Genomic DNA, 19,780 nt, shown 5'->3' with positions numbered 1-19,780 from the left:
GTACGGGTGGTCAGCGTGCTGAGGCGGCCTGGGGGGGGCGCCGTACCGGGCATCCCCGTGGCAAGCCCGGAACAGCGATCCCCCCCCAGGGCCTCACTTGCGCGGCGGCCGGACCCCCCGGTGTTCCCAGTCGCCGCCGAGTGCGGTCGAACGGACCTCCTCGGACTCGGTGGGCTGCGCTCCGACGTCGGCCCTGACGGGGGTCGGGCCGCTCACGATGTGGCTGGTGAGACGGCCCAGTCCCTCGACGTCGACCTCGACGACGTCCCCGGGCGCCACGGGCCGCGAGCCCGCGGGGGTGCCGGACAGCAGGACGTCGCCCGGCAGGAGCGTGATGGTGCGTGCGATGTCGGCGACGAGGTAGTGCATGTCCCACTGCATCTCGTCGGTCGAACCGTCCTGCGCCAGTACGCCGTTGACGTAGGTGCGCAGTCGTTTGTGCCGGAAGTCCCAGCCCGTGACCACTCCGGGGCCCAACGGGCACAGCGTGTCCGAGCCCTTGACACGCAACATCGACCCCGCGTCCGTATCGCGGAAGTCGTGCAGGCCGAAGTCGTCGGCGACGGTGTATCCGGCGATGTGGCCGGCCGCCTGGGCCGGGGAGATGTTGCGGGCGGCGCGGCCGATCACGATCGCGATCTCGCCCTCGTAGTTGAGGTACTTGCAGCCCTCCGGGCGGACCACCGCCCCTTGGTGGGCGTTGAGGGCCGAGACCGGTTTGTGAAAGTAGGTGGGCGCCGGTGGCAGCCGGGTGCCGAACTCCCGTACCCGGCTGCGGTGGTTGAGGTGCACCGCGATCACCTTCGTGGGGACGACCGGAGGGAGGTGACTCGCCCGGTCGGCCTTGACGCGGCGGCCGTCCCCGGCCACCAGTTCGTCGCCGTCGCGGATGACCTCGGTGACGGCGCCGTCGAGCAGGATGCGGCGGGTCTCGGGCATCTCAGGCGTCCTCCCGGCCATGGGGTGTGCGGGGAGCGGGGGCCGCGCCGCCTTGTGTCCATCCGCCTGCGGGCCGGTCGAACCAGAGGTGGACCTGCCCGGTCCCGATGGCGTTCTCGTACGCGCCGTACCGGCGGCCGGGCGCGGTGCAGGCGGCGCCGCCGAGCGCCCCGGCCATCATCAGGTAGTGCGCGAAGCCCGCCTCCGGCTTGACGGCTCTGAACTCCCGCATGGTGGAGAGGACTTGACCGTGCCAGCCCTGCGTCAGCCACTCGATGCGCCGCTCGTCCGCCGAGCGCGCTTGTGGTGTACGGATGTGCGCCGGGTCGGCGGCCTCGTGCGACCGCAGCTCACGCAGGGGCCAGAACGTGTGCGACAGGGCGCCGGAGGCGATCAGCAGGACCCGGCGGCCGGGCGTCGCGGCGATGCCGTCGGCGAGCGCACGGCCGAGCCGCAGATGGTCCTCCGCGTCGGCGGTCTGGCACACCCCGACCGACACCCAGCGTTTGTCGGGCAGGCCTTCGCCGAGGTACTTCCAGAGGTTGAGGGTGGCGTAGTGGATCGGCAGGTACGGATCGTCGACCGGGGTGATCCAGGTCCGGTGCCGGTCGGCGAACCGGGCGACGGAGTGGGCGAGTTCGGGGTCCCCGGGGAAGTCGTACGGCATCCGGCACATCCCGCGCGGCAGCTCGTCGGAGGTGAAGAGACCGGCCCGCCGGGCGTGCGCGGTGACGACGAACTCCACGGTGGTCGCCCAGTGCGAGTCCAGGACGACGACCGTGTCGTACGTGTCGTCCGCGAAGACGTCCGTGCGCAGTTGCCGCAGACCGGTCACGAGGGTGGACTCGCTGCCCTCGTTCAGGTCCAGGCGGGCCTGGCGCGGCAGCACGATGGTGGGGACGTGGGCGAGCAGGCCCGCCCCGACGATGTCACCCATGTCCTCCCCCGTCCGTCGGCGCGGTGACGGTGTTCTTGACGTCGCAGTAGAAGTCGAAGCTCCAGGTGCCGCCTTCGCGGCCGATGCCGGAGTTCCGTGCGCCGCCGAAGGGCGCGCGGAGGTCGCGTACGTAGAAGCAGTTGACCCAGACGGTGCCCGCCACGAGACGGGCCGTGATCCGTTCGGCCCGGTGGGCGTCGGCGGTCGCGACGGCGGCGGCGAGCGCGTACCGCGTGCCGTTGGCGAGCCGGACCGCCTCGTCCTCCGTGCGGAAGCTCTGCAGGGTCAGGACCGGCCCGAAGACCTCCTCCTGGACGATCTCGCTGTCCTGTGCGACGTCGGTCAGGAGGGTGGGGCGGTAGTACAGGTCGCCGAGGCTCCGGTCGACGGTGCCGCCCAGCACGGCGCGTGCGCCCGCCCGGACGGCACGGCGCACGAAGCCGTCGACCTTGGTCAGCTGGCGGGGGTGGATGAGGGGGCCGAGGTCGGTCCCGTCGAGGCGCGGGTCGCCCGGGTTCAGCGCCGCGACCCGTTCCGTGAGGCGGCCGGTGAACTCCGTCGCGATCCGCTCCTCGACGAGCAGCCGGGTCGCGGCCAGGCACACCTGCCCCGCGTTGTCGTACTGCTGAACGGCGAGGTCGACGGCGAGGTCGATGTCGGCGTCGGCGAACACCAACAGTGGTGATTTGCCGCCGAGTTCGAGGCTCACAGGGGTGAGGTTCGGCGCCGCGGCGGCGGCGACGAGGCGGCCCGTGGCCACCGACCCCGTGAAGCCGATGCGGCGCACCCGCGGATGCGCGGTGAGGGCTGCGCCCGCCTCCGCCCCGTACCCCTGAAGGATGTTGAGAACCCCGGGCGGCAGCCCGGCGGCGGCGCTGATGTCAGCAAGGAGCGATGCCGTCAGCGGGGCCCACTCGGGGGGCTTGAGAACGACGGTGTCGCCCGCGGCGAGGGCGGGGGCGATCTTCCAGGTCGCGAGCATCAGGGGGGCGTTCCACGGGGTGATCAGCGCGCACGGTCCCGCCGGGTCCCAGGCGATGTGGTTGCGGTGTCCCGGCCCGGTGGCGGAGCCGCTCGCGCGGGTGGTGAAGTCCTCGTGGTCCAGGGCCCGCACGTGGTCGGCGAAGAACCGGAAGTTGTGTGCCACCCGCGGCATCACGGAGCGCTGGTGGGCGCGCAGCAGGGCGCCGTTGTCGGCGGTCTCGACCCGGGCCAGGTCGTCGAGGCGGTCCGCGACGCCGTCGGCGATCGCGTGCAGCAGGCGGGCCCGTTCCTTGCGTGGCGTCGCGGCCCATTCGGGGAAGGCCTCGTCGGCGGCGGCAACCGCCGCGTCGGCGTCGGCGGCGGTGCCGCGGGCGATCTCCGCCAGCGGGCGCCCGTCGATGGGTGAGCTGTCGGGGAAGGTGGTGGCGGATTCGGTGCGACGGCCGGCGATCCAGTGCCGGGTGTCGACGGCCGTGCCGTCGACGACGGCCGCGTGCCGGGTCATGGCCGCCTCCTCTGCGGGTGGCGGTGGCCGGTGCGAAAGGCTCCTGTGGGCATGTCCGGTTCTCCAAGGTCGGGCCGGGCGCGCGGTTCACTCGGCGCCGGAGGTCGGGGACTCCAGGAGGCGTCCGCCGTCCCACACGACGCCGACCTGCTGGTAGTACGCGGCGATCGGCTCCCGCACCGCGAGGCGGGCGAGCTCCTCGGTGGGGGAGGCGAAGAGTTCGAGCTCGGCGTCGCCCCGCCAGGGCTGCCCGGCCTCGAAGGAGGCGGCGCGGGACTCGACGAGTTCGTCGAGCGCGTATCCCCCGCCCTTCTCGATCGACGGCAGCCAGCGGTGGTGGGCCATCGGGTGGGCGTTGACGAAGCCGCCGGTGGCCGAGGGCTCCCGCAGGGTCACGACCGCCTGGGCGAGGCGGCGGTCGGCGGCGGCGAGCGTGGCGCCGAACCGGGCTCCCGACGCGATCCGCGGGGCCGGGCCGAAGGGGTGCGGGCGGGTCTGGTGGATGGCGCCGAGCTTCTTCGGATAGCCCTGGTGGATGCCGCGTAGCAGGGCGAAGTCCTTGTCGACCCAGATGTGCACGCACCGGGAGTAGGTGCGGTCCCGGTAGGTGCAGCGCACCACGGCGAACGCCTCCTGGTACTGGGACCGCACGGGGTCGAGGAGTTCTTGCCCCGATGCCGCGCAGGACTGCCAGTCGGCCCAGATCAGCGCGACCGCTCCGGGGTCCTCGGCGGCAGGCTCCAGGGGGCTCGGCAGGAGTTCGCGGACCCGCTCGGGGTCGGTGCGGTACTCGATGGTCAGCATGTCGCCGGAGTAGTGCCAGGGCGGGGCGGGGACGATCGAGGCGGCGCCGGTCGCCGTCTTGGGGTGGAGGTAGCCGCGGACTCGGGTCATGGCGGGTGCTCCTCAGGTGAGGGGGGCGGGACTCCGCAGGAGCCGGGCACGGTGGCGGGCCGCGGCGGCGGCGGCGCCGGGGCCACCGAGGGCCACCACGCCGACCAGCCGGCCGCCCGCGTGGTACCCCGCCACGAGATCACCGTCGGCGTCGGCGTCGCCGGAGAGGATCTCGACGTCGTCGGTGCCGAGCTCGGGGGCGCCGAAGGCCTGCAACCGGATGTCGTGCTGGTCGCTCCAGAAGCTGGGCAGGGGCGCGAAGGGTGCCGGTCCCGGCTCGTCCCCCGCGAGCCGGGCGGCCAGGGCGCGTGCGGCGTGCCGGGCGCTGTCGCCGGGCATGGACCAGTGCTCCACCCGGCGCGGCAGCCCGCCGTGGCGGGCGTCGGGGAAGCGGGCGACGTCCCCGACGGCGCACGCGTGCGGCAGGCCGCCCAGCCTCAACTGCCCGTCGGTGAGGACCCCGTCGCTCAGATCGAGGCCGTTACGGTCGAGCCATTCGGTGTTCGGGACCGCGCCGACGGACTCCACCACCACGTCCGCCGGGAGCACCCGGCCGTCGCCGAGGACGACCCCGGACACCCGCCCCGCGCCCTCGAACGCCGCGACTCCCACGCCCAGTTGGAAGCGCACGCCGTACATCCGGTGCCGGCGAAGGAGTGCGCGTGCGAGGACGTCACCCAGCGGCCGGAGCATCGGCAGCGGCACGGTGTCGACCACCGTGACGTCCCGTACGCCGAGGCGCACCGCGGTCGAGGCGATCTCGCAGCCGATGAACCCGGCCCCCACCACGACAAGGCGCACTCCGGGGCGGAGCAGTTCGGTGCGCAGCGTCCGGGCGTCGGCGAGGGTGCGCAGCACGTGGCGGCCGCTCGCCGGGCCGGGACAGCGCAGTCGGCGGGGCCGCAGGCCGGTGGCGGCCACCAGGGCGGTGAAGGCCAGCTCCTCGCCGCCGTCGAGGACGGCGACGCCCGCGCGCAGCCGGACGGCGGTCACGCGCCGCCCGAGCAGCCAGCGCACATCGGCGACGCTGCTCCTCGGCGTGAAGGCGAGCGAGGCGAAGGGCGCGGCCCCGGCGAGGGCTTCCTTCGACAGCGGGGGGCGGTTGTACGGCATGTGGGGCTCGTCGCCGACCACGGTGATCGCCCCGTGCCAGCCCGCGGCGCGCAGTTGCTCGGCGGCGCGCAGGCCTCCCATGGACGCACCGACCACCAGGACGTGCCCGGCCACCGTGTCAGCCCTCGATCCGGATGGCCTGCATCGGACAGACGTCCGCGGCGTCCTCGATCGCGTCGCGCACCGCCTCTTCGGCTTCGGTGTCGTGCACGAGGCGGCCCTGATCGTCGAGCCGGAAGACGTCGGGCGCCGCGAACACGCACTGCCCGTGGTCCTGGCACTTGCTCTTGTCGACTACGACCCTCACGGACGACCTCACCTCATGTCGTTTGGTACCAAACAACATAGGGAGCCCTCGCACACCGGTCAATCCCCGCCGCATGCCGGGCAGTTGGCGCGCGGAGCCTTGCGGGGGCCCACGGCCGCCTCTACCGTCGACATATTGTTTGGCCTCAAACATTCATCTCGCCGAGGAGGCAGCGGTGAGTGCTCACGACCCGTCCCCGATCCGTCGGCACATCGACCGGCTCGCCGCCGAGGGGGTCGATGTGGTGCGGGTCGTCTATCCCGATCTGCTCGGCACCGACCGGGCCCGCGACGTGCTGCTCGGCCAGCTGCCGACGGCCTGCGCACACGGGCTCGCCTTCTGCCGCGCCGTCTACCACACGACGCCGCAGGGCGATGTCGTGCCGGTCGCCGGCGGCCTGGAGGCGGGGCTGCCCGACGTCGTCGTACGACCGGACCTCACGACCCTGCACGCGCTGCCCTGGGAGCCGGGCGTGGCCACCTGCCTGGGCGACGTCACCGACCCCAGGACCGGGGCGCCCGCCCCCGAGTCGCCCCGCGACCTGCTGCGCGCGGTGCTCGCCCGCTGTGCCGAACGGGGCCTGCGCCCGGTCGCGGGCCCCGAGCTGGAGTACTTCCTCTGCGAGGCCGACCCCGCCGAGCCCGGCGGCTGGCGCCGGTACTGCGCGGCCAAGGGCGCCGTCTACACCGCGGGGCTGCGCGCCGACCCCGACAACCACCTGCTCCGGGTCCTGCGGCTCCTGCGCGACCTGGACATCGGCGTCACGAACGGCAACCACGAGTTCGACGGGGCGCAGTTCGAGATCAACCTCGCCCACTCCGGGGCGCTCGACGCCGCCGACCGCGCCTTCCGCCTCAAGTGCGCCGTCAAGGAACTCGCCCGCAAGGAGCAGCGACTCGCCACCTTCATGGCCCGGCCGTTCAACGACGCGGGCGGCTCCGGATTCCACCTCCACCTGTCCGCCACCGAGGCGGACGCCGGACCCGACGGACGCAACACCTTCGACGACGCGGCCGATCCGCAGGGCCTGTCCGCCCTCGCACGGCACGCCGTCGCCGGGCTGCTCGGCCACGCCCCGGCCCTCGCCGCGCTGCTCAACCCGACCGTCAACTCCTACAAGCGCTTCGGTCCCGACACCCTGGCCCCGTGGCTGATCGACTGGGGCTTTGACAACCGCAGCGCCATGATCCGCATCCCGCCCGAGCGGGGGCCCGGCACCCGCATCGAACTGCGCCTGGGCGACGCGAGCGCCAACCCCTACCTGCTGCTCGCCGGCGCGCTCGCCGCCGTCCTGCTCGGCATCGACGCCGAGCAGCAGCCGCCACCGCCCCTGGAGGGCTACGGATACGACACGTCCAGGGCGGCCCTGCTGCCGACGAGCCTGCCCGCCGCGCTCGACGCCCTGGAGGCCGACACCGCCCTGTCCGGACTCCTCGGCGCGGACTTCGTCGCCGCCTACCTCACGTACAAGCGCAACGAGGTCGAACGTTTCCAGCAGTACGTCACGGACTGGGAGTTCACCGAGTACGCGTACCACCTGTGACCGGTCGGGAGCGGCGGGGCGGCACTGCCCACGGTCGCCCTCGCCAGGCCCCCGCGCCCTGTCTTCCCCCGCCGCCCCGAAGGAGCCCGTGATGCCGCCCCCCGTACCGGTCGAGCCCCTGCCCCTGCCTCTCGACGACGTCGACCTCACCGACCTCGACCGGTTCACCGACGGCCACAGCCCGTGGCGCATGTTCCACACCCTGCGCCACCAGGACCCCGTCCACTGGCAGCCCGAGGCGGCGCCCAACTCCGGCTTCTGGGCCGTCACCCGGCATGAGGACATCGCCCGGATCGACCGCGACCCCGCCACCTTCACCTCGACCCGGTTCGTCAACCTCGAAGAGGTCGACGACGACCAGATCGCCCTGCGCGCCTCGCTCCTCGAACTGGACGGAACCCGGCACCGGGCCCTGCGCGCCCTGCTCCAGCGGCAGTTCGGCCAGAACGTCATCAACAGCTACGCGGACTTCCTGCGCGGCCTGACCGCCCGCACCCTGGACGCCGCCCTGCCGCACGGCACCTTCGACTTCGTCACACGTGTGTCGGCCGACTTCCCGATCAACGTCCTGGCCCGCCTCCTGGACGTGCCTCCGGAGGACAACCGGCGCCTGATCGACTGGGGCAACCGCCTCATCGGCAACACCGACCCCGACTACGCCGACGTCCTGCTCGACAGCGAGGACAGCGAGCGCTACCGCGACCTGCCCTTCCGCTCCCCCGCCGCCACCGAAGTCTTCGCCTACGGACGCGAACTGGCCCGGGTGCGCCGCGGCGGTACCGGCACCGACCTCGTATCGCGCCTGGTCAACGAGGTCCCCCGGGACGGCGTACCGCTCTCCCGGCAGGACTTCGACAACTATTTCCTGCTGCTCGTCGTGGCGGGCAACGAAACCACCCGGCACGCCATCTCCCACACCATGCTCGCCCTCATCGAGCACCCGGAACAGCTCGACCGGCTCCGCAAGGAGCCCTCCCTCATCCCGGCGGCCGTCGAGGAGTTCCTGCGCTGGGCCTCCCCCGTCTACCACTTCCGCCGGACCGCGACCCGGGACACCGAGCTCGGCGGCAAACGCATCAAGGAGGGCGACAAGGTCGTCATGTGGTTCGCCTCCGGCAACCGCGACGAGACGGTGTTCCCGGACCCGTACGCCTTCGACGTCACCCGCACCCCCAACGACCACGTCACCTTCGGCAAGTCCAGCCCCCACCTGTGTCTGGGCAACCTCCTCGCGCGCACCGAGATCCGGATCATGTTCGAGGAGCTGATCCCGCGCATCGGCGACATCCGCCTCGTCGGTCCCGTCCGCCGGGTCCGCTCCAACTTCGTCAACGGCATCAAGGAGCTGCCGGTGCACGTGGCCACCGCCTGAGGGCCCATCAGGCGGCATCACTGATCGTGCATGCCGGCCACCGGGTACGGCACGAACGTGCTGCTGTTCTCGTCGATCGCGAGCCGCCGGTCCAGCGGCGGTACGGCACGCTGCGGGCAGTCGGTGCGTTCGCACAGGCGGCAGCCCATGCCGATGGGCACGGCCGAGGAGACGTTGCCGAGGTCGAGGCCGTCGGAGTAGACGAGCCGTGCGGCGTGCCGGATCTCGCAGCCCAGTCCGATGGCGAAGGTCTTGCCGGGCTCGCCCCAGCCGCCGCGATGGCGGGTGACGGCGCGGGCGGTCCACAGGTAGCGCTGCCCGTCCGGCATGGCGGCGACCTGGACGTGGATGCGGCCGGGCGCGGCGAACGCCTCGTACACGTTCCACAGCGGGCAGGTACCGCCCGCACGGGAGAAGTGGAACGCGGTGGCGGACTGCCGCTTCGACATGTTGCCCGCGCGGTCGACCCGGACGAAGGAGAAGGGCACGCCGCGCAGCCGGGGGCGCTGCAGGGTGCTGAGGCGGTGGCAGATGGTCTCGTAGCCGAGGCCGAAGTGGTCGGTCAGCCGCTCGATGTCGTACCGGAACTCCTCCGCGGCCGTGTGGAAGCGACGGTAGGGCAGGATCAGGGCGGCCGCGAAGTAGTTGGCGATGCCGATCCGGGCGAGTGGCCAGGCCGCGGTCTCCCGGCCGAAGTCCTCCGAGGCGAGGGCGGAGATGTCGTCCCCGTACTCGAGCAGCACGAGCTGGGTGGCCATCCGGAACGCCTGCTGGCCGGGGCGCAGCCGGTTGGAGAGATGCAGGACGCGGGCCGTCGGGTCGTAGTGGTGCAGGTGCCGCTCGGAGTCCGCGACCAGGCGCACGCCGTGCCGTTCGGCGAGGCGCGTGGCCAGGACGCCGACGACGTCGCCGGGGCGTATGCCGATCTCGGCGGCGAACCGCTCGGCGGTCAGGTCGATGTCGTGCAGGTAGTTGCGGCGCCGGTAGAAGAACTCGCGGATCTCCTCGTGCGCGGAGCGCGGCTGTGCCGCCGCGCCCGGACCCCGCCCCTCCGCGGCTTCGGAGAGCTGCTCGGTGAGGAGTTGGTTCCGGCGGCCGAGGTCGACCAGGACCGTCGCCACGGCGGGCATGCGGGAGGCCAGGTCGGAAAGGTCGGACGCGGAGACCCGGCCCGCGGCGACGTCGCCGGTGAGCGCGTCCCGCAGGTCGGCCACAAGGCGGCTGGTGTCGCGCTCGGAGAAGAAGCCCGGATCGACGCCGAAGGCCTCCGTGAGACGCAGCAGCACGGGCACGGTCAGCGGGCGGGAGTCGTGCTCCATCTGGTTCAGGTAGCTCGGCGAGATGGCGAGGGTCCTGGCCAGTTCGACCTGGCTCATACGGCGTTCCTCGCGCAGGCGGCGCAGCCGCGCTCCCGCGTACGTCTTGCTCACCCGTGACTCCTGTCCCGCGCCGCTTGCCCTTGCCGTCCCGCTCGTGATCGTAACCACGCAAGCGCAGCTTTCGGCATTAACAGACTTGGCAATACGGCGGCGAAAGATGCACAGAACTTGGCACCTTTCCTCAGTTGATGGCACTGAGTGCCGATGCAAGAGTCGTACCGCGGCCCGCACCGACATCAGTGTTCCGGTTGTTCCGATCGCTCACTCACGGAACCGACGGGCCGCACCCTCCATCCGCCCGGCACCCAGTGCCAGGCATTTCGCACAGTTCACGATTCTCCGGGAGACGGTCATGGCACAGGCAGGGACGACGACGGAAACGGCCCAGGAGCTGGCGCGGCGGTGGGCGACCGACGCCCGGTGGCAGGGCATCGAGCGCACCTACTCCGCCGAGGACGTGGTCAGGCTCTCCGGCAGCGTCCGCGAGGAGCACACCCTGGCCCGGCGCGGCGCCGAGCGGCTCTGGCGCCAACTGCACGAGCAGGACTACATCCACGCGCTCGGCGCACTGACCGGCGGCCAGGCGGTGCAGCAGGTCAAGGCCGGCCTGCAGGCGATCTACCTGTCCGGCTGGCAGGTCGCCGCCGACGCCAATCAGGCCGGGCACACCTACCCCGACCAGTCCCTCTATCCCGCCAACTCCGTTCCGCAGGTGGTCCGTCGGATCAACAACGCCCTGCTGCGCGCCGACCAGATCGCCACCGCCGAGGGCGGCGAGGACGCCACCGACTGGCTCGCGCCGATCGTCGCCGACGCCGAGGCGGGCTTCGGCGGACCGCTCAACGCCTTCGAGCTGACCAAGGCGATGATCGCCGCGGGCGCGGCGGGCATCCACTACGAGGACCAGCTGGCCTCGGAGAAGAAGTGCGGTCACCTGGGCGGCAAGGTGCTCGTGCCGACCGGCCAGCACATCCGTACCCTCAACGCGGCCCGCCTTGCCGCCGACATCGCCGATGTCCCGACGCTCGTCGTGGCGCGCACCGACGCACTCGCGGCGAACCTCCTGACCAGCGATGTCGACGAGCGCGACGCGCAGTTCGTGACGGGCGAGCGCACCGCCGAGGGCTTCTACCGGGTGCGGAACGGCATGGCGCCCGTCATCGCCCGCGGCCTCGCCTACGCCCCGTACGCGGACCTCATCTGGGTCGAGACCGGCACCCCGGACCTCGCCCAGGCCCGCGAGTTCGCCGAGGCGATCCACGCCGAGCACCCCGACCAGATGCTCGCCTACAACTGCTCGCCGTCGTTCAACTGGCGTGCCGCCCTGGACGACGACCAGATCGCCAAGTTCCAGCGGGAGCTGGGCGCCATGGGCTACCGCTTCCAGTTCATCACCCTGGCCGGCTTCCACTCGCTCAACCACGGCATGTTCGACCTGGCCCGCGGCTACGCCGAGCACGGCATGACCGCCTATGTCGACCTCCAGGAGCGCGAGTTCGCGGCGCAGGCGCAGGGGTTCACCGCCGTGAAGCACCAGCGGGAGGTCGGCACGGGCTACTTCGACCAGGTGTCCACCGCCGTCAATCCGGCCTCCTCGACGACGGCGCTTGCCGGTTCCACGGAGGAGGAGCAGTTCCACTAGGCGCTGCGCCCGCTCGCCACCACCCGTCAATCAATCCGCACTCCCGCTGAGGAGACCCGCATGTCCATCTCCGCTCCGACCGGCCGCGTATCGGTCCTCGGCGCTCCGGCCGACCGGCAGGACGAGATCCTCACCCCCGAGGCGCTGGAGTTCGTCGGCCGCCTCGTCGACGCCTTCGCCGACCGCCGCCTGGAGATCCTCAGGGAGCGCACGCGGGTAAGTGCCCGTCTCGCCTCCGGCTCCCCGCTCGACTTCTCGATCGCCACCGCCCACATCCGCGCGGACGACTCCTGGCAGGTGGCGCCCCCGGCCCCCGGGCTGACCGACCGCCGCGTCGAGATCACCGGGCCGCCCGAGCGCGCGATGACGGTCAACGCCCTCAACTCCGGTGCGCAGGTATGGATGGCGGACTTCGAAGACGCCACCTCCCCCACCTGGGACAACATCGTCGGCGGTCAGCTGAACCTGCTCGACGCGATCGAGCGCAGAATCGACTTCAGCACGCCGGAGGGCAAGCGGTACCGCCTCGGCGAGCAGCTCGCGACCATCGTCGTCCGCCCGCGCGGCTGGCATCTGACCGAGGAGCACCTGGACTTCGCGGGCCGGCCCGCGCCCGCCTCGCTCGTGGACTTCGGGCTGTACTTCTTCCACTGCGCCCACCGACAGATCGACGCGGGGCGCGGCCCGTACTTCTATCTGCCGAAGCTGGAGAACCGCGACGAAGCCCGGCTGTGGAACGACGTATTCGTCCTCGCCCAGGACCTCCTCGGCATCCCCCGCGGCACGGTCCGGGCCACCGTCCTGATCGAGACCATCACGGCGGCCGTGCAGATGGAGGAGATCCTCTACGAGCTCCGCGAGCACAGCTCCGGCCTCAACGCGGGCCGCTGGGACTACCTCTTCAGCCTCATCAAGACCTTCGGGCACCGCACCGACTTCCTGCTGCCCGACCGCGCGAAGGTCACCATGACGGCCCCCTTCATGCGCGCGTACACCGAGCTCGTCGTGCGCACCTGCCACAAGCGGGGCGCCCACGCGATCGGCGGCATGGCAGCTCACGTGCCGGGCAAGGACCCGGACGCACACCAGGCGGCCGTCGCCACGGTGCGGCTCGACAAGGAACGCGAGGCCGAGGACGGTTTCGACGGATCCTGGGTCGCCCATCCCGCGCTGGTCCCCATCTGCCGCGAGGTGTTCGACGGAGTGCTCGGCAGCCGCCCGCACCAGGTCGACCGCACCCGCGACGACGTCGAGGTGACGGCGGCCCAGTTGCTCTCCGTGCGCCGCATCAGCGCGCCGCCCACCTCGGAGGGCGTACGCACCAACATCGCGGTCGCCCTGCGCTACTTCGCCGCCTGGCTGAACGGCCGGGGCGCCGTAGCCCTGTACGGGCTGATGGAGGACGCCGCCACGGCCGAGATCGCCCGGGTGCAGATCTGGCAGTGGCTGCGCCACCGGGCCGTCGATCGCCTGACCGTGCTCGATCTGCTGGAGGACGAACTCGCCGCCCTGGGCGCGGAGTACCCGTGGGCCCCTCTCGACGAAGTCCGCGGGCTCTTCGAACGAACGGCACTGGCAAGGGAGTTGCCCGCCTTCTTCACGACCGACGCCTACACCCGGCACCTGGTGCAGCACCCGGCCGCGAGCCACCCCTGAGCGGGGTCCCGGACCGCCGCCGGGCTGAGGGGTCGGCGGCGGCTGTGGGAGGGGTGCGGAACAGAGTGGTGCTCTGTTCCGCACCCCTCTGTTCCGCACCCCCCTGTTCCGCACAACGATCAGCGCGAGCTTTCCGCTGGCCTGTTCTCACGTGAAGGCACCCAACCGTTCAGCGACCACGACATGCGCACCCTGAAACTGCTGAGCCATCTCGACGGGCACCGTACTATCCGGGCCTCGGCAGAGGTGAATATCCATTGGAGTGAGAAGGAAGACTTTTTCTGCTGCGGCAACGTGTTGGTGTCGGACAGCACCAGACGGAGGGACAAGGGTCCCTGGTGATGGTGACCGATAAGCCGCCAGTTACGGCACCGCCCGCCTGCGGGAAAGGCACCAGAGGCACTGAGATACAGGCACGTCCCGCACCCACTCGACGAACGGAGAATCACGTGCACGTCCGTGCATCCCTGCCCCGCATGGCGGCTCTCGCCGCCCTTCCCCTCGCGCTCGTCGCCACCACCGCGGTGGCCTCCCACGCCGACGGCACCCCCGGCAGCCCGGCTCCCCTGAGCGCACAGCAGCTCTCCGACCTCGCCGAACAGCACCTGAGCTTCGGCCGCACCAGCAGCGGCCGGGCCGCCGTCGTCAACGGCGCGCTGGCCGACCGGGGCGTGACCTCCAAGGCTGCTCCGGGGGCGGTGACACTGGCCTGGAAGCCCTACGCGGCCGACGCCCGCTACACCATCGTCCGCGGCGAAACCCCCCTCGCCACCACCGAGCCGGGCCAGGCCACCTTCGAGGACACCACCGCCACCGCCGGCGCCTCCTACCAGTACCGGATCGTCCCCCAGCTCAAGGGCGACACCTCCGCCGCCCGCACCTGGGGTCTCACCGTCGCCGTGCCCAAGGTCAAGCACGGCGAGACCGAAGCGGCAGCCGTCCGTAACACCGCCACCGCCCAAGCCGCGGCCGCCAGGGCGTCGGCCACCACCACCCTGACGTGGACGACGTTCATCCCCGAGAAGTACATCAACCAGCCCATCCCCAAGGCATGCCAATACTGGGGCTCGAAATACGTCTACGGCGGCGACAACCGCGGGTTCGACTGGAAGAGTTCCCGATACCGCACCTCCGCGTCCGCCCTCATCACCTGGAAGAGTCACAAGGTCAACGGATACACCTCCGTCAAGGCCACCCACGTATACAGGAAGTCCGACAAAAAGCTGGTCGCCCAGAAGACTGCAAGCGCCAAGGACATGGCGGTCAAGAGGCTCGGCGCGGGCTCCGGCTACGCCGACATCCGCATGGTGACCCACTCCACCAACCCGTTCTGCGGCGGTGTGGCCAAGGTCAAGGGAGCCATCGATGGAGCTCTGACCTTCCACATCACCCGCGGAGGCTGGGAAATCCGCTCCGGCAACCACCGCCAGATGCCGAACCACGAGATCTACATCTACAACGGCGGACGAGCCACCTGGGTCTACAAGAGCAAGTACGCTTCCCCGCTGTGCCTTGTCGGCGCCGCGACGTGCGACCTGAAGAACCTCACCGGCTACTACGGCAAGTACAAGTAGCCACCAGTGCAAGTAGTCATCCGAGCATGAGGAAGGCCCCCGGAGATCGCTGCCGGGGGCCTTCCTCATGCTCGGATACCCGCATACCCGCAGACCCTCGTACCGGGAAAAGCTAGGCGAAGACCCTCTTCCAAGCCATCCCGCCGAAGATGAACACGAAGAACACGTAGCCGGTGTACAGGGCCCAGATCCACAGCATCCCGCCCCACTCGCCCCACGTCGCGGCCACTGCCATCACGGTGAACAGCGCCAGAAGAGCAAATGTCAGCCCGGCTCCCGGCCAGAAGTCGGAGCGCAGAGCGTCGTAGTGCCGGAAAGCCGCCACCACGCCGACGACCTCAGCGATCAGCAGCAGCGGCACCAGCACCATCCGGGTACTGACGGTGAAGAACAGCCCGTCCGGCTCGTCCGCGAACCCCCACAGCATGGTCGTCGCTGTGGCGAGCAGCCACGGCACCACGACCACCCAGATGACCAGCGGAAGCACCACACGTCTGACCGGCATAGCAGTAGATCTCCGAGCAGAATCGATCACGGAACTCACAGTACTCCGGCTCCCGGTGCCCGCCGCGTCCCCACGCGGCCATACATGTCCGGTCGGCTTGTCCATCCGGCTGGCACCCGTTCAGAAGGGGCGTGACCCGGATGGCTGATGGCCCTTGCTGTTCCTAGCCTCTGGTCATGATCTTTCGCCGTGTGTGGCTGTCAGCTGCGGTGCTCGCGCTGGCCGTGTCGTCTCTGCCATCCGTTGCGGCTTCGGCCGCGCCACGCACTTCCGGCACGGGTTGGTCTGTGCAGCGTGATGCCGACGCGTTGCACGCCACCGGGGTCACTGGAGTAGCGGTCCGCCTGGAGACCTCGCGCCGGACCCTCACGGCCCGCTCCGGGGTGGGAGACCTGGTCACTCACCGCCCGGTCCCGAACGACGGCTACCTGCGTCTGGGCAGCACCACCAAAACGTTCGTCGCCACCGTCGTGCTGCAACTGGTGGGCGAGAAGCGGATCTCCCTTGACCGGACGGTGGAGGAACTGCTGCCCGGGGTCGTGTCCGGAACCGGAAACGACGGGCGGACCATCACCGTCCGCGACCTGCTGCAACACACCAGCGGCCTGTCCGACTACATCTACGACGTCTTCCCCGACCCCGGCGCCCGGTCCTACTTCGCCGACCGGTGGCGTGCCTACCAGCCAGAAGAGCTGGTCGCCCTGGCCATGCGCCACAAGCCGGACTTCCCGGCCGGCACCCGCTGGGCGTACTCCAACACGAACTACGTACTCGCCGGAATGATCATCAAGAAGATCACCGGCCACACCTGGGAACAGCAGGTCCACGAGCGCATTCTGCGCCCCCTCGGCCTGCGGCACACCGACACCCCGGGCACAGAGCCCTTCCTCCCGCGTCCCCACACGGCCAACTACCAGCAGTTCGCCGTGGACGGCCCGATGGTCGACACCACGATCCCCTACCGCCCCTTCGACAGCGGGGCCGACGGCTCGATGACCGGCACGGCCCGCGACCTCAACCGCTTCTTCACCGCCCTGGCCGACGGACGGCTGCTGAACCCCGCCGAACTCGCCGCCATGCGGACCACGGTCCCGGTACCGCGGGACAGCGGCCACCCGGCAGGCACCAGGGACGGCCTGGGCCTGTTCTTCACTCCCCTGTCCTGCGGCGGTGGATACCTCGGGCACGGGGGAAGCGGCTTCGGATACGTCATCCGGGCAGCGACGACCACAGACGGCCGCCGCACCGTCACCGTCTCCGCGCACAGCCGCCCCGCGGACCCGCGGACCGCGGCCCGTCAGGAAGACGCACTCCGCAACCTCATCGACCACGCTCTGTGCCGCAGCACATGAAACACGATCGAGGGCCGCTTCAGATTGCTCTGAAACGGCCCTCGATCTGCGACTCTCTCGAGTCGGGACGACAGGATTTGAACCTGCGACCCCTTGACCCCCAGTCAAGTGCGCTACCAAGCTGCGCCACGTCCCGGTGCCCGTGTGACCTGGGGTTTCCCCTGGCCGAACGCGCAACGAAACAATACCGCACTCAGACCGGTGATCGCTCACCCCTTTGCCGGAGTGGGCGCTCGCACCTTCAGTCGCCACTGTCGCCATCCCCGCCCCCGCCTCCGGCCTCGTACTGATGCGCCCCGCCACCCCGCCACTCGATGAGCGGCGAGTCCCCGAGGACCAGGCCCTCGGCGTCCTCAAGACCGGCTCGCCTCAGGAACTCGATCAGATCGCGGTCGTCGTGAGCCAGCCCCAGAGCCACGGAGCCCACCGTGACGCGGCGTCCGCCGCCCGCGGCCGCGGGCTGGACGATGATCGCGGACATCATGAGTCCGATGCGCGGCACCGCGCCAGGCGGCGCAGCCGCATCCGGGCGGCGGGATCGCGCAGACACGGGTGGAAGTGCAGCCGCGCGGTCAGATGGATCAGTCGGCGCCGCAGAACGGTGCGGCCCGGCTGATCGGCCAGCTTCTCGTACGTGAGGGTCCACTCCCGCTGGGTACGGATGAGTTCGTGGGGGATGGTGTGGCGCATACTTCGATGGGATCACACGTTCGATTTCTGGGGCAAGCGGACGAGGGAGAACAACGGTGAGCGGAGACGTCGCCGCCGGCGGGCGCCGAGCGTGGGACCGCAGCAGCCTGCGCCGCGCGGACTGGCTCGTCCCGGTGGACCAGCACCAAACCGCCCTGCGCGACGAGGGCCGGGCGGCGCTGGCGGCCGGTCTCGACGAGCGACTTCGGCGGGGTTCAGGTGTAGCCGTGCTGCGCGGGCTCGATCTGGCGGGCCGGACCGATGATCAGTGCGTTGACCTGTGCCATCAGTACCTGGCCCTGGCCGGCCGCCCCCGGGCACGCTCGGGGCGGCACGCCGACGACCTGCTGACCGCCGCCACCGCCCCGGCCGCGCCCCCGACGGCACCCGCGCCATCGAACGGAGGAGACGCACAGCTGCTTGCCCCGCACACGGACCGGTCGGACCGGGCGTATCAGCCGAGGCTCCTCGCGTTGCTGTGCATCCGGCCCGGCGCGCAGGGCGGCGAGACGCTGCTCGTCAGCGGGGCCACCGTCCTCAACCGGCTGCGGGAGCGGCACCCCGGCGCGGTCCGCGAGCTCCACGGGGACTTCCACTTCGGCCGCGGCGACGGCTTCGTACGGCGGTATCCGGTGTTCCGGCAGGGGCCCGAGGGGCTGCGAGTGCACTACAACCGCCACTGGATCCACCGTGGCCACCAGGAGGCCGACCTGCCGCTCAGCTCCGGGCAGCGGGCGGCACTCGACGCGTTCGACGCCCATCTCACCGATGCCCGGCTGACCGTACGCATCGCGCTCGGGCCCGGCGATCTCCTCATCGTCGACAACGGAGCGGTGCTGCACGGCAGGACCCCGTTCTCCGACCATCACGCCCCGGGCAGGCGGCGGTGCCTGGCCCGCGCGTGGGCCGACTGACGTGGAGTGACGTGCGAGGTGGGTGAGGTCGGTGGGGTCGGTGGGGTGAGTGCAGCGGCTGGAACGGGGCGAACGCGCGCGTCCGCCCGTACCAAACCCCGGATCGCCGGTACGCAGAACAGGGCCACGCACACCACCACCGTCATGGCACCGCCCGTGAGCAGGACCTTCTCGGCGCCGAACGTGTCCGCGGCGGGGCCCGCGAGGGCCTGGCCCACCGGCAGCATGGCGAGGGAGCCCGCGACGTCGTAGGCGTGGATGCGGTTGAGGACGTCCGGCGGGACCTGTGTCTGGACGCTCGTCGCCCACATCACGCCCCAGAACGAGACGCCCGCGCCCGCGACGGCCGCGCCCGCCGCCATCAGCGGGACGTCCAGACCGGCTCCGACGGTGGCCGGGAAGGCGCCGTAGGCGACCAGCGCGAGGGTCCCGGCGCGGAGCATGCGACGGGGGCGCAGGCGCAGGGCGAGGAGCCCGCCGAGGACGGTGCCCGCGCCGAGCGCGGAGTTCACCAGGCCGTACGATCCCGAGCCGTGCTCCTGGACGACCAGGGTCGCCACCAACGGCACGGCGGGTCCCGTCGTCGTGATCATCAGCAGGCCGAAGACCGCTATGACGCCCCACAGCCAGGTCCGGGACCTGAACTCACGCCAGCCCTGGACCAGATCAGCCCGGAAACCGTTGCTGAGCGGCAGCGATCCCGAGCGCGCGGGCGGCAGCCGGAGAAGCAGGAGACAGAGCGCGCTGAGCGCGTACGTTCCCGCGTGCGCGGCGAAGACCGCCCCCGGAGAGGCGAGGCCGACCAGCACACCCGCGGCGGCGGGCCCCGCGAGGGACGCCGTCGACTCGGCCACCCGTATCGCGCCGTTCGCCTTCTGCACGTCGGCGGCGAGCCGCGGGACCGTGCTGGCGACGCCGGGCTGGAAGAGGGCCGCCGCCGCGCCGTTGACCGCGCCGATCACGCAGATCTGCCAGAGGACGACATGCCCGGTGAAGAAGACCATCGCGGCCAACGACTGGGTGCCGAGCCGGACGAGGTCGGCGCCGATCATGAGGAGGCGGGTGCTGAAGCGGTCGGCGAAGACCCCGCCGAAAATGACCAGACCGGCGAAGCAGACGGTCGTGGCGGCCATCGCGAGACCGACGGCCCCGGCGCCGTGCCCGTGCCGCAGCAGACCGGCGGCGAGGGCGACCGGCAGCATGGTGTCCCCGAGCTTGGCGATGGCGCGGGCCGCGAAGAACAGTCCGAAGTCCCGCGACCAGATGCCCCGGTCGTCCTCCCCGTACTCCCCCGGCCCTGCCCAGAGCCCTCGCCCCGAGCCCGCACCTGTCGGCACGCCCACCCGTCCCACCCCTCCCACCCGTCCCACCCCTCCCCCTGCAGTCGTGGAGGGGATCATGCCACGAGGCGTAGACAGCGCTCTCTATATATTCCGCTCCGTATCCATTCGCTATCCAGTCACTCTTCACCCTC

18 protein-coding genes and 1 tRNA gene are annotated in these 19,780 nt (G+C 71.3%); 7 read left to right on the top strand and 12 right to left on the bottom strand.

Annotated features, from left to right (window positions below; genetic code table 11):
* Positions 1 to 93: 93 nt before the first annotated feature.
* The 6 genes from ABZ953_RS25535 to ABZ953_RS25510 form a co-directional block, all read right to left on the bottom strand.
* On the bottom strand, positions 94 to 939 hold the full coding sequence (locus ABZ953_RS25535) for a fumarylacetoacetate hydrolase family protein (RefSeq protein ID WP_361727698.1): 846 nt from the start codon (positions 937 to 939) through the stop codon (positions 94 to 96).
* A gap of 1 nt (position 940) precedes the next feature.
* On the bottom strand, positions 941 to 1,876 hold the full coding sequence (locus ABZ953_RS25530) for a catechol 1,2-dioxygenase (protein WP_361727696.1): 936 nt from the start codon (positions 1,874 to 1,876) through the stop codon (positions 941 to 943).
* Entirely contained in the window at positions 1,869 to 3,365 is a 1,497-nt protein-coding gene (locus ABZ953_RS25525) for an aldehyde dehydrogenase (RefSeq protein ID WP_361727694.1), read from the bottom strand. The genes ABZ953_RS25530 and ABZ953_RS25525 overlap by 8 nt, the downstream gene beginning before the upstream one ends.
* Before the next feature lie 87 nt (positions 3,366 to 3,452).
* The gene (locus ABZ953_RS25520; protein ID WP_361727693.1) at positions 3,453 to 4,259 is read right to left on the bottom strand and encodes an acetoacetate decarboxylase family protein; all 807 of its coding nucleotides are present in this window, start codon (positions 4,257 to 4,259) and stop codon (positions 3,453 to 3,455) included.
* A gap of 12 nt (positions 4,260 to 4,271) precedes the next feature.
* On the bottom strand, positions 4,272 to 5,486 hold the full coding sequence (locus ABZ953_RS25515; protein ID WP_361727691.1) for an FAD-dependent oxidoreductase: 1,215 nt from the start codon (positions 5,484 to 5,486) through the stop codon (positions 4,272 to 4,274).
* A 4-nt stretch (positions 5,487 to 5,490) separates the two neighbouring features.
* Complete coding sequence (locus ABZ953_RS25510; protein WP_361727689.1) at positions 5,491 to 5,679, bottom strand: ferredoxin; 189 nt, start codon at positions 5,677 to 5,679, stop codon at positions 5,491 to 5,493.
* 175 nt (positions 5,680 to 5,854) lie between these two features.
* On the opposite strand from ABZ953_RS25510, the gene ABZ953_RS25505 reads away from it, so the two are divergent.
* Both ABZ953_RS25505 and ABZ953_RS25500 read left to right on the top strand, forming a co-directional pair.
* A complete protein-coding gene (locus tag ABZ953_RS25505) occupies positions 5,855 to 7,222 on the top strand; it encodes a glutamine synthetase family protein (protein WP_361727687.1) in 1,368 nt (455 codons plus the stop codon).
* A gap of 91 nt (positions 7,223 to 7,313) precedes the next feature.
* Positions 7,314 to 8,594, top strand: a complete 1,281-nt coding sequence (locus ABZ953_RS25500) for a cytochrome P450 (protein ID WP_361727686.1) — start codon at positions 7,314 to 7,316, stop codon at positions 8,592 to 8,594.
* 17 nt (positions 8,595 to 8,611) lie between these two features.
* On the opposite strand, the gene ABZ953_RS25495 is transcribed toward ABZ953_RS25500, so the two are convergent.
* Positions 8,612 to 10,024 (bottom strand): short-chain fatty acyl-CoA regulator family protein, encoded by a 1,413-nt coding sequence (locus tag ABZ953_RS25495; protein WP_361727684.1) that lies wholly within the window; start codon positions 10,022 to 10,024, stop codon positions 8,612 to 8,614.
* A gap of 301 nt (positions 10,025 to 10,325) precedes the next feature.
* Here ABZ953_RS25495 and aceA point away from each other — a divergent pair, with 301 nt between their 5' ends.
* From aceA to ABZ953_RS25480, 3 genes are all read left to right on the top strand, one after another.
* Entirely contained in the window at positions 10,326 to 11,615 is a 1,290-nt protein-coding gene (gene aceA, locus ABZ953_RS25490) for an isocitrate lyase (protein WP_361727682.1), read from the top strand.
* A gap of 60 nt (positions 11,616 to 11,675) precedes the next feature.
* Positions 11,676 to 13,271: a malate synthase A gene (aceB, locus tag ABZ953_RS25485; RefSeq protein WP_361727680.1), complete on the top strand. Its 1,596-nt coding sequence runs from the start codon at positions 11,676 to 11,678 to the stop codon at positions 13,269 to 13,271.
* A 449-nt stretch (positions 13,272 to 13,720) separates the two neighbouring features.
* Entirely contained in the window at positions 13,721 to 14,845 is a 1,125-nt protein-coding gene (locus ABZ953_RS25480; protein ID WP_361727678.1) for a hypothetical protein, read from the top strand.
* A 112-nt stretch (positions 14,846 to 14,957) separates the two neighbouring features.
* Here ABZ953_RS25480 and ABZ953_RS25475 read toward each other — a convergent pair whose 3' ends face one another.
* Positions 14,958 to 15,350 carry a hypothetical protein gene (locus tag ABZ953_RS25475; protein ID WP_361727676.1) on the bottom strand — a complete coding sequence of 131 codons (393 nt, stop codon included), beginning with the start codon at positions 15,348 to 15,350 and terminating at the stop codon, positions 14,958 to 14,960.
* 287 nt (positions 15,351 to 15,637) lie between these two features.
* On the opposite strand from ABZ953_RS25475, the gene ABZ953_RS25470 reads away from it, so the two are divergent.
* Complete coding sequence (locus ABZ953_RS25470) at positions 15,638 to 16,702, top strand: serine hydrolase domain-containing protein (protein WP_361727674.1); 1,065 nt, start codon at positions 15,638 to 15,640, stop codon at positions 16,700 to 16,702.
* A gap of 62 nt (positions 16,703 to 16,764) precedes the next feature.
* On the opposite strand, the gene ABZ953_RS25465 is transcribed toward ABZ953_RS25470, so the two are convergent.
* The 3 genes from ABZ953_RS25465 to ABZ953_RS25455 form a co-directional block, all read right to left on the bottom strand.
* Positions 16,765 to 16,838: transfer RNA gene (locus ABZ953_RS25465), tRNA-Pro, on the bottom strand.
* A gap of 105 nt (positions 16,839 to 16,943) precedes the next feature.
* Entirely contained in the window at positions 16,944 to 17,186 is a 243-nt protein-coding gene (locus ABZ953_RS25460; protein ID WP_361727768.1) for a hypothetical protein, read from the bottom strand.
* Positions 17,183 to 17,392: a hypothetical protein gene (locus ABZ953_RS25455; RefSeq protein WP_361727673.1), complete on the bottom strand. Its 210-nt coding sequence runs from the start codon at positions 17,390 to 17,392 to the stop codon at positions 17,183 to 17,185. The genes ABZ953_RS25460 and ABZ953_RS25455 overlap by 4 nt, the downstream gene beginning before the upstream one ends.
* Positions 17,393 to 17,448: 56 nt before the next feature.
* On the opposite strand from ABZ953_RS25455, the gene ABZ953_RS25450 reads away from it, so the two are divergent.
* Positions 17,449 to 18,306, top strand: coding sequence for a TauD/TfdA family dioxygenase (locus ABZ953_RS25450; protein WP_361727671.1), 858 nt, complete (start codon positions 17,449 to 17,451; stop codon positions 18,304 to 18,306).
* On the opposite strand, the gene ABZ953_RS25445 is transcribed toward ABZ953_RS25450, so the two are convergent.
* Entirely contained in the window at positions 18,258 to 19,571 is a 1,314-nt protein-coding gene (locus ABZ953_RS25445) for an MFS transporter (protein WP_361727766.1), read from the bottom strand. The two genes, ABZ953_RS25450 and ABZ953_RS25445, sit on opposite strands and share 49 nt — an antisense overlap.
* Positions 19,572 to 19,780 lie beyond the last annotated feature (209 nt).

This window comes from Streptomyces sp. NPDC046465 (genome assembly GCF_040646035.1).
GTDB lineage: Bacteria > Actinomycetota > Actinomycetes > Streptomycetales > Streptomycetaceae > Streptomyces.
Note: the sequence above shows the minus strand (reverse complement) of the source record. Positions and strands in the feature narration are given on the sequence as shown.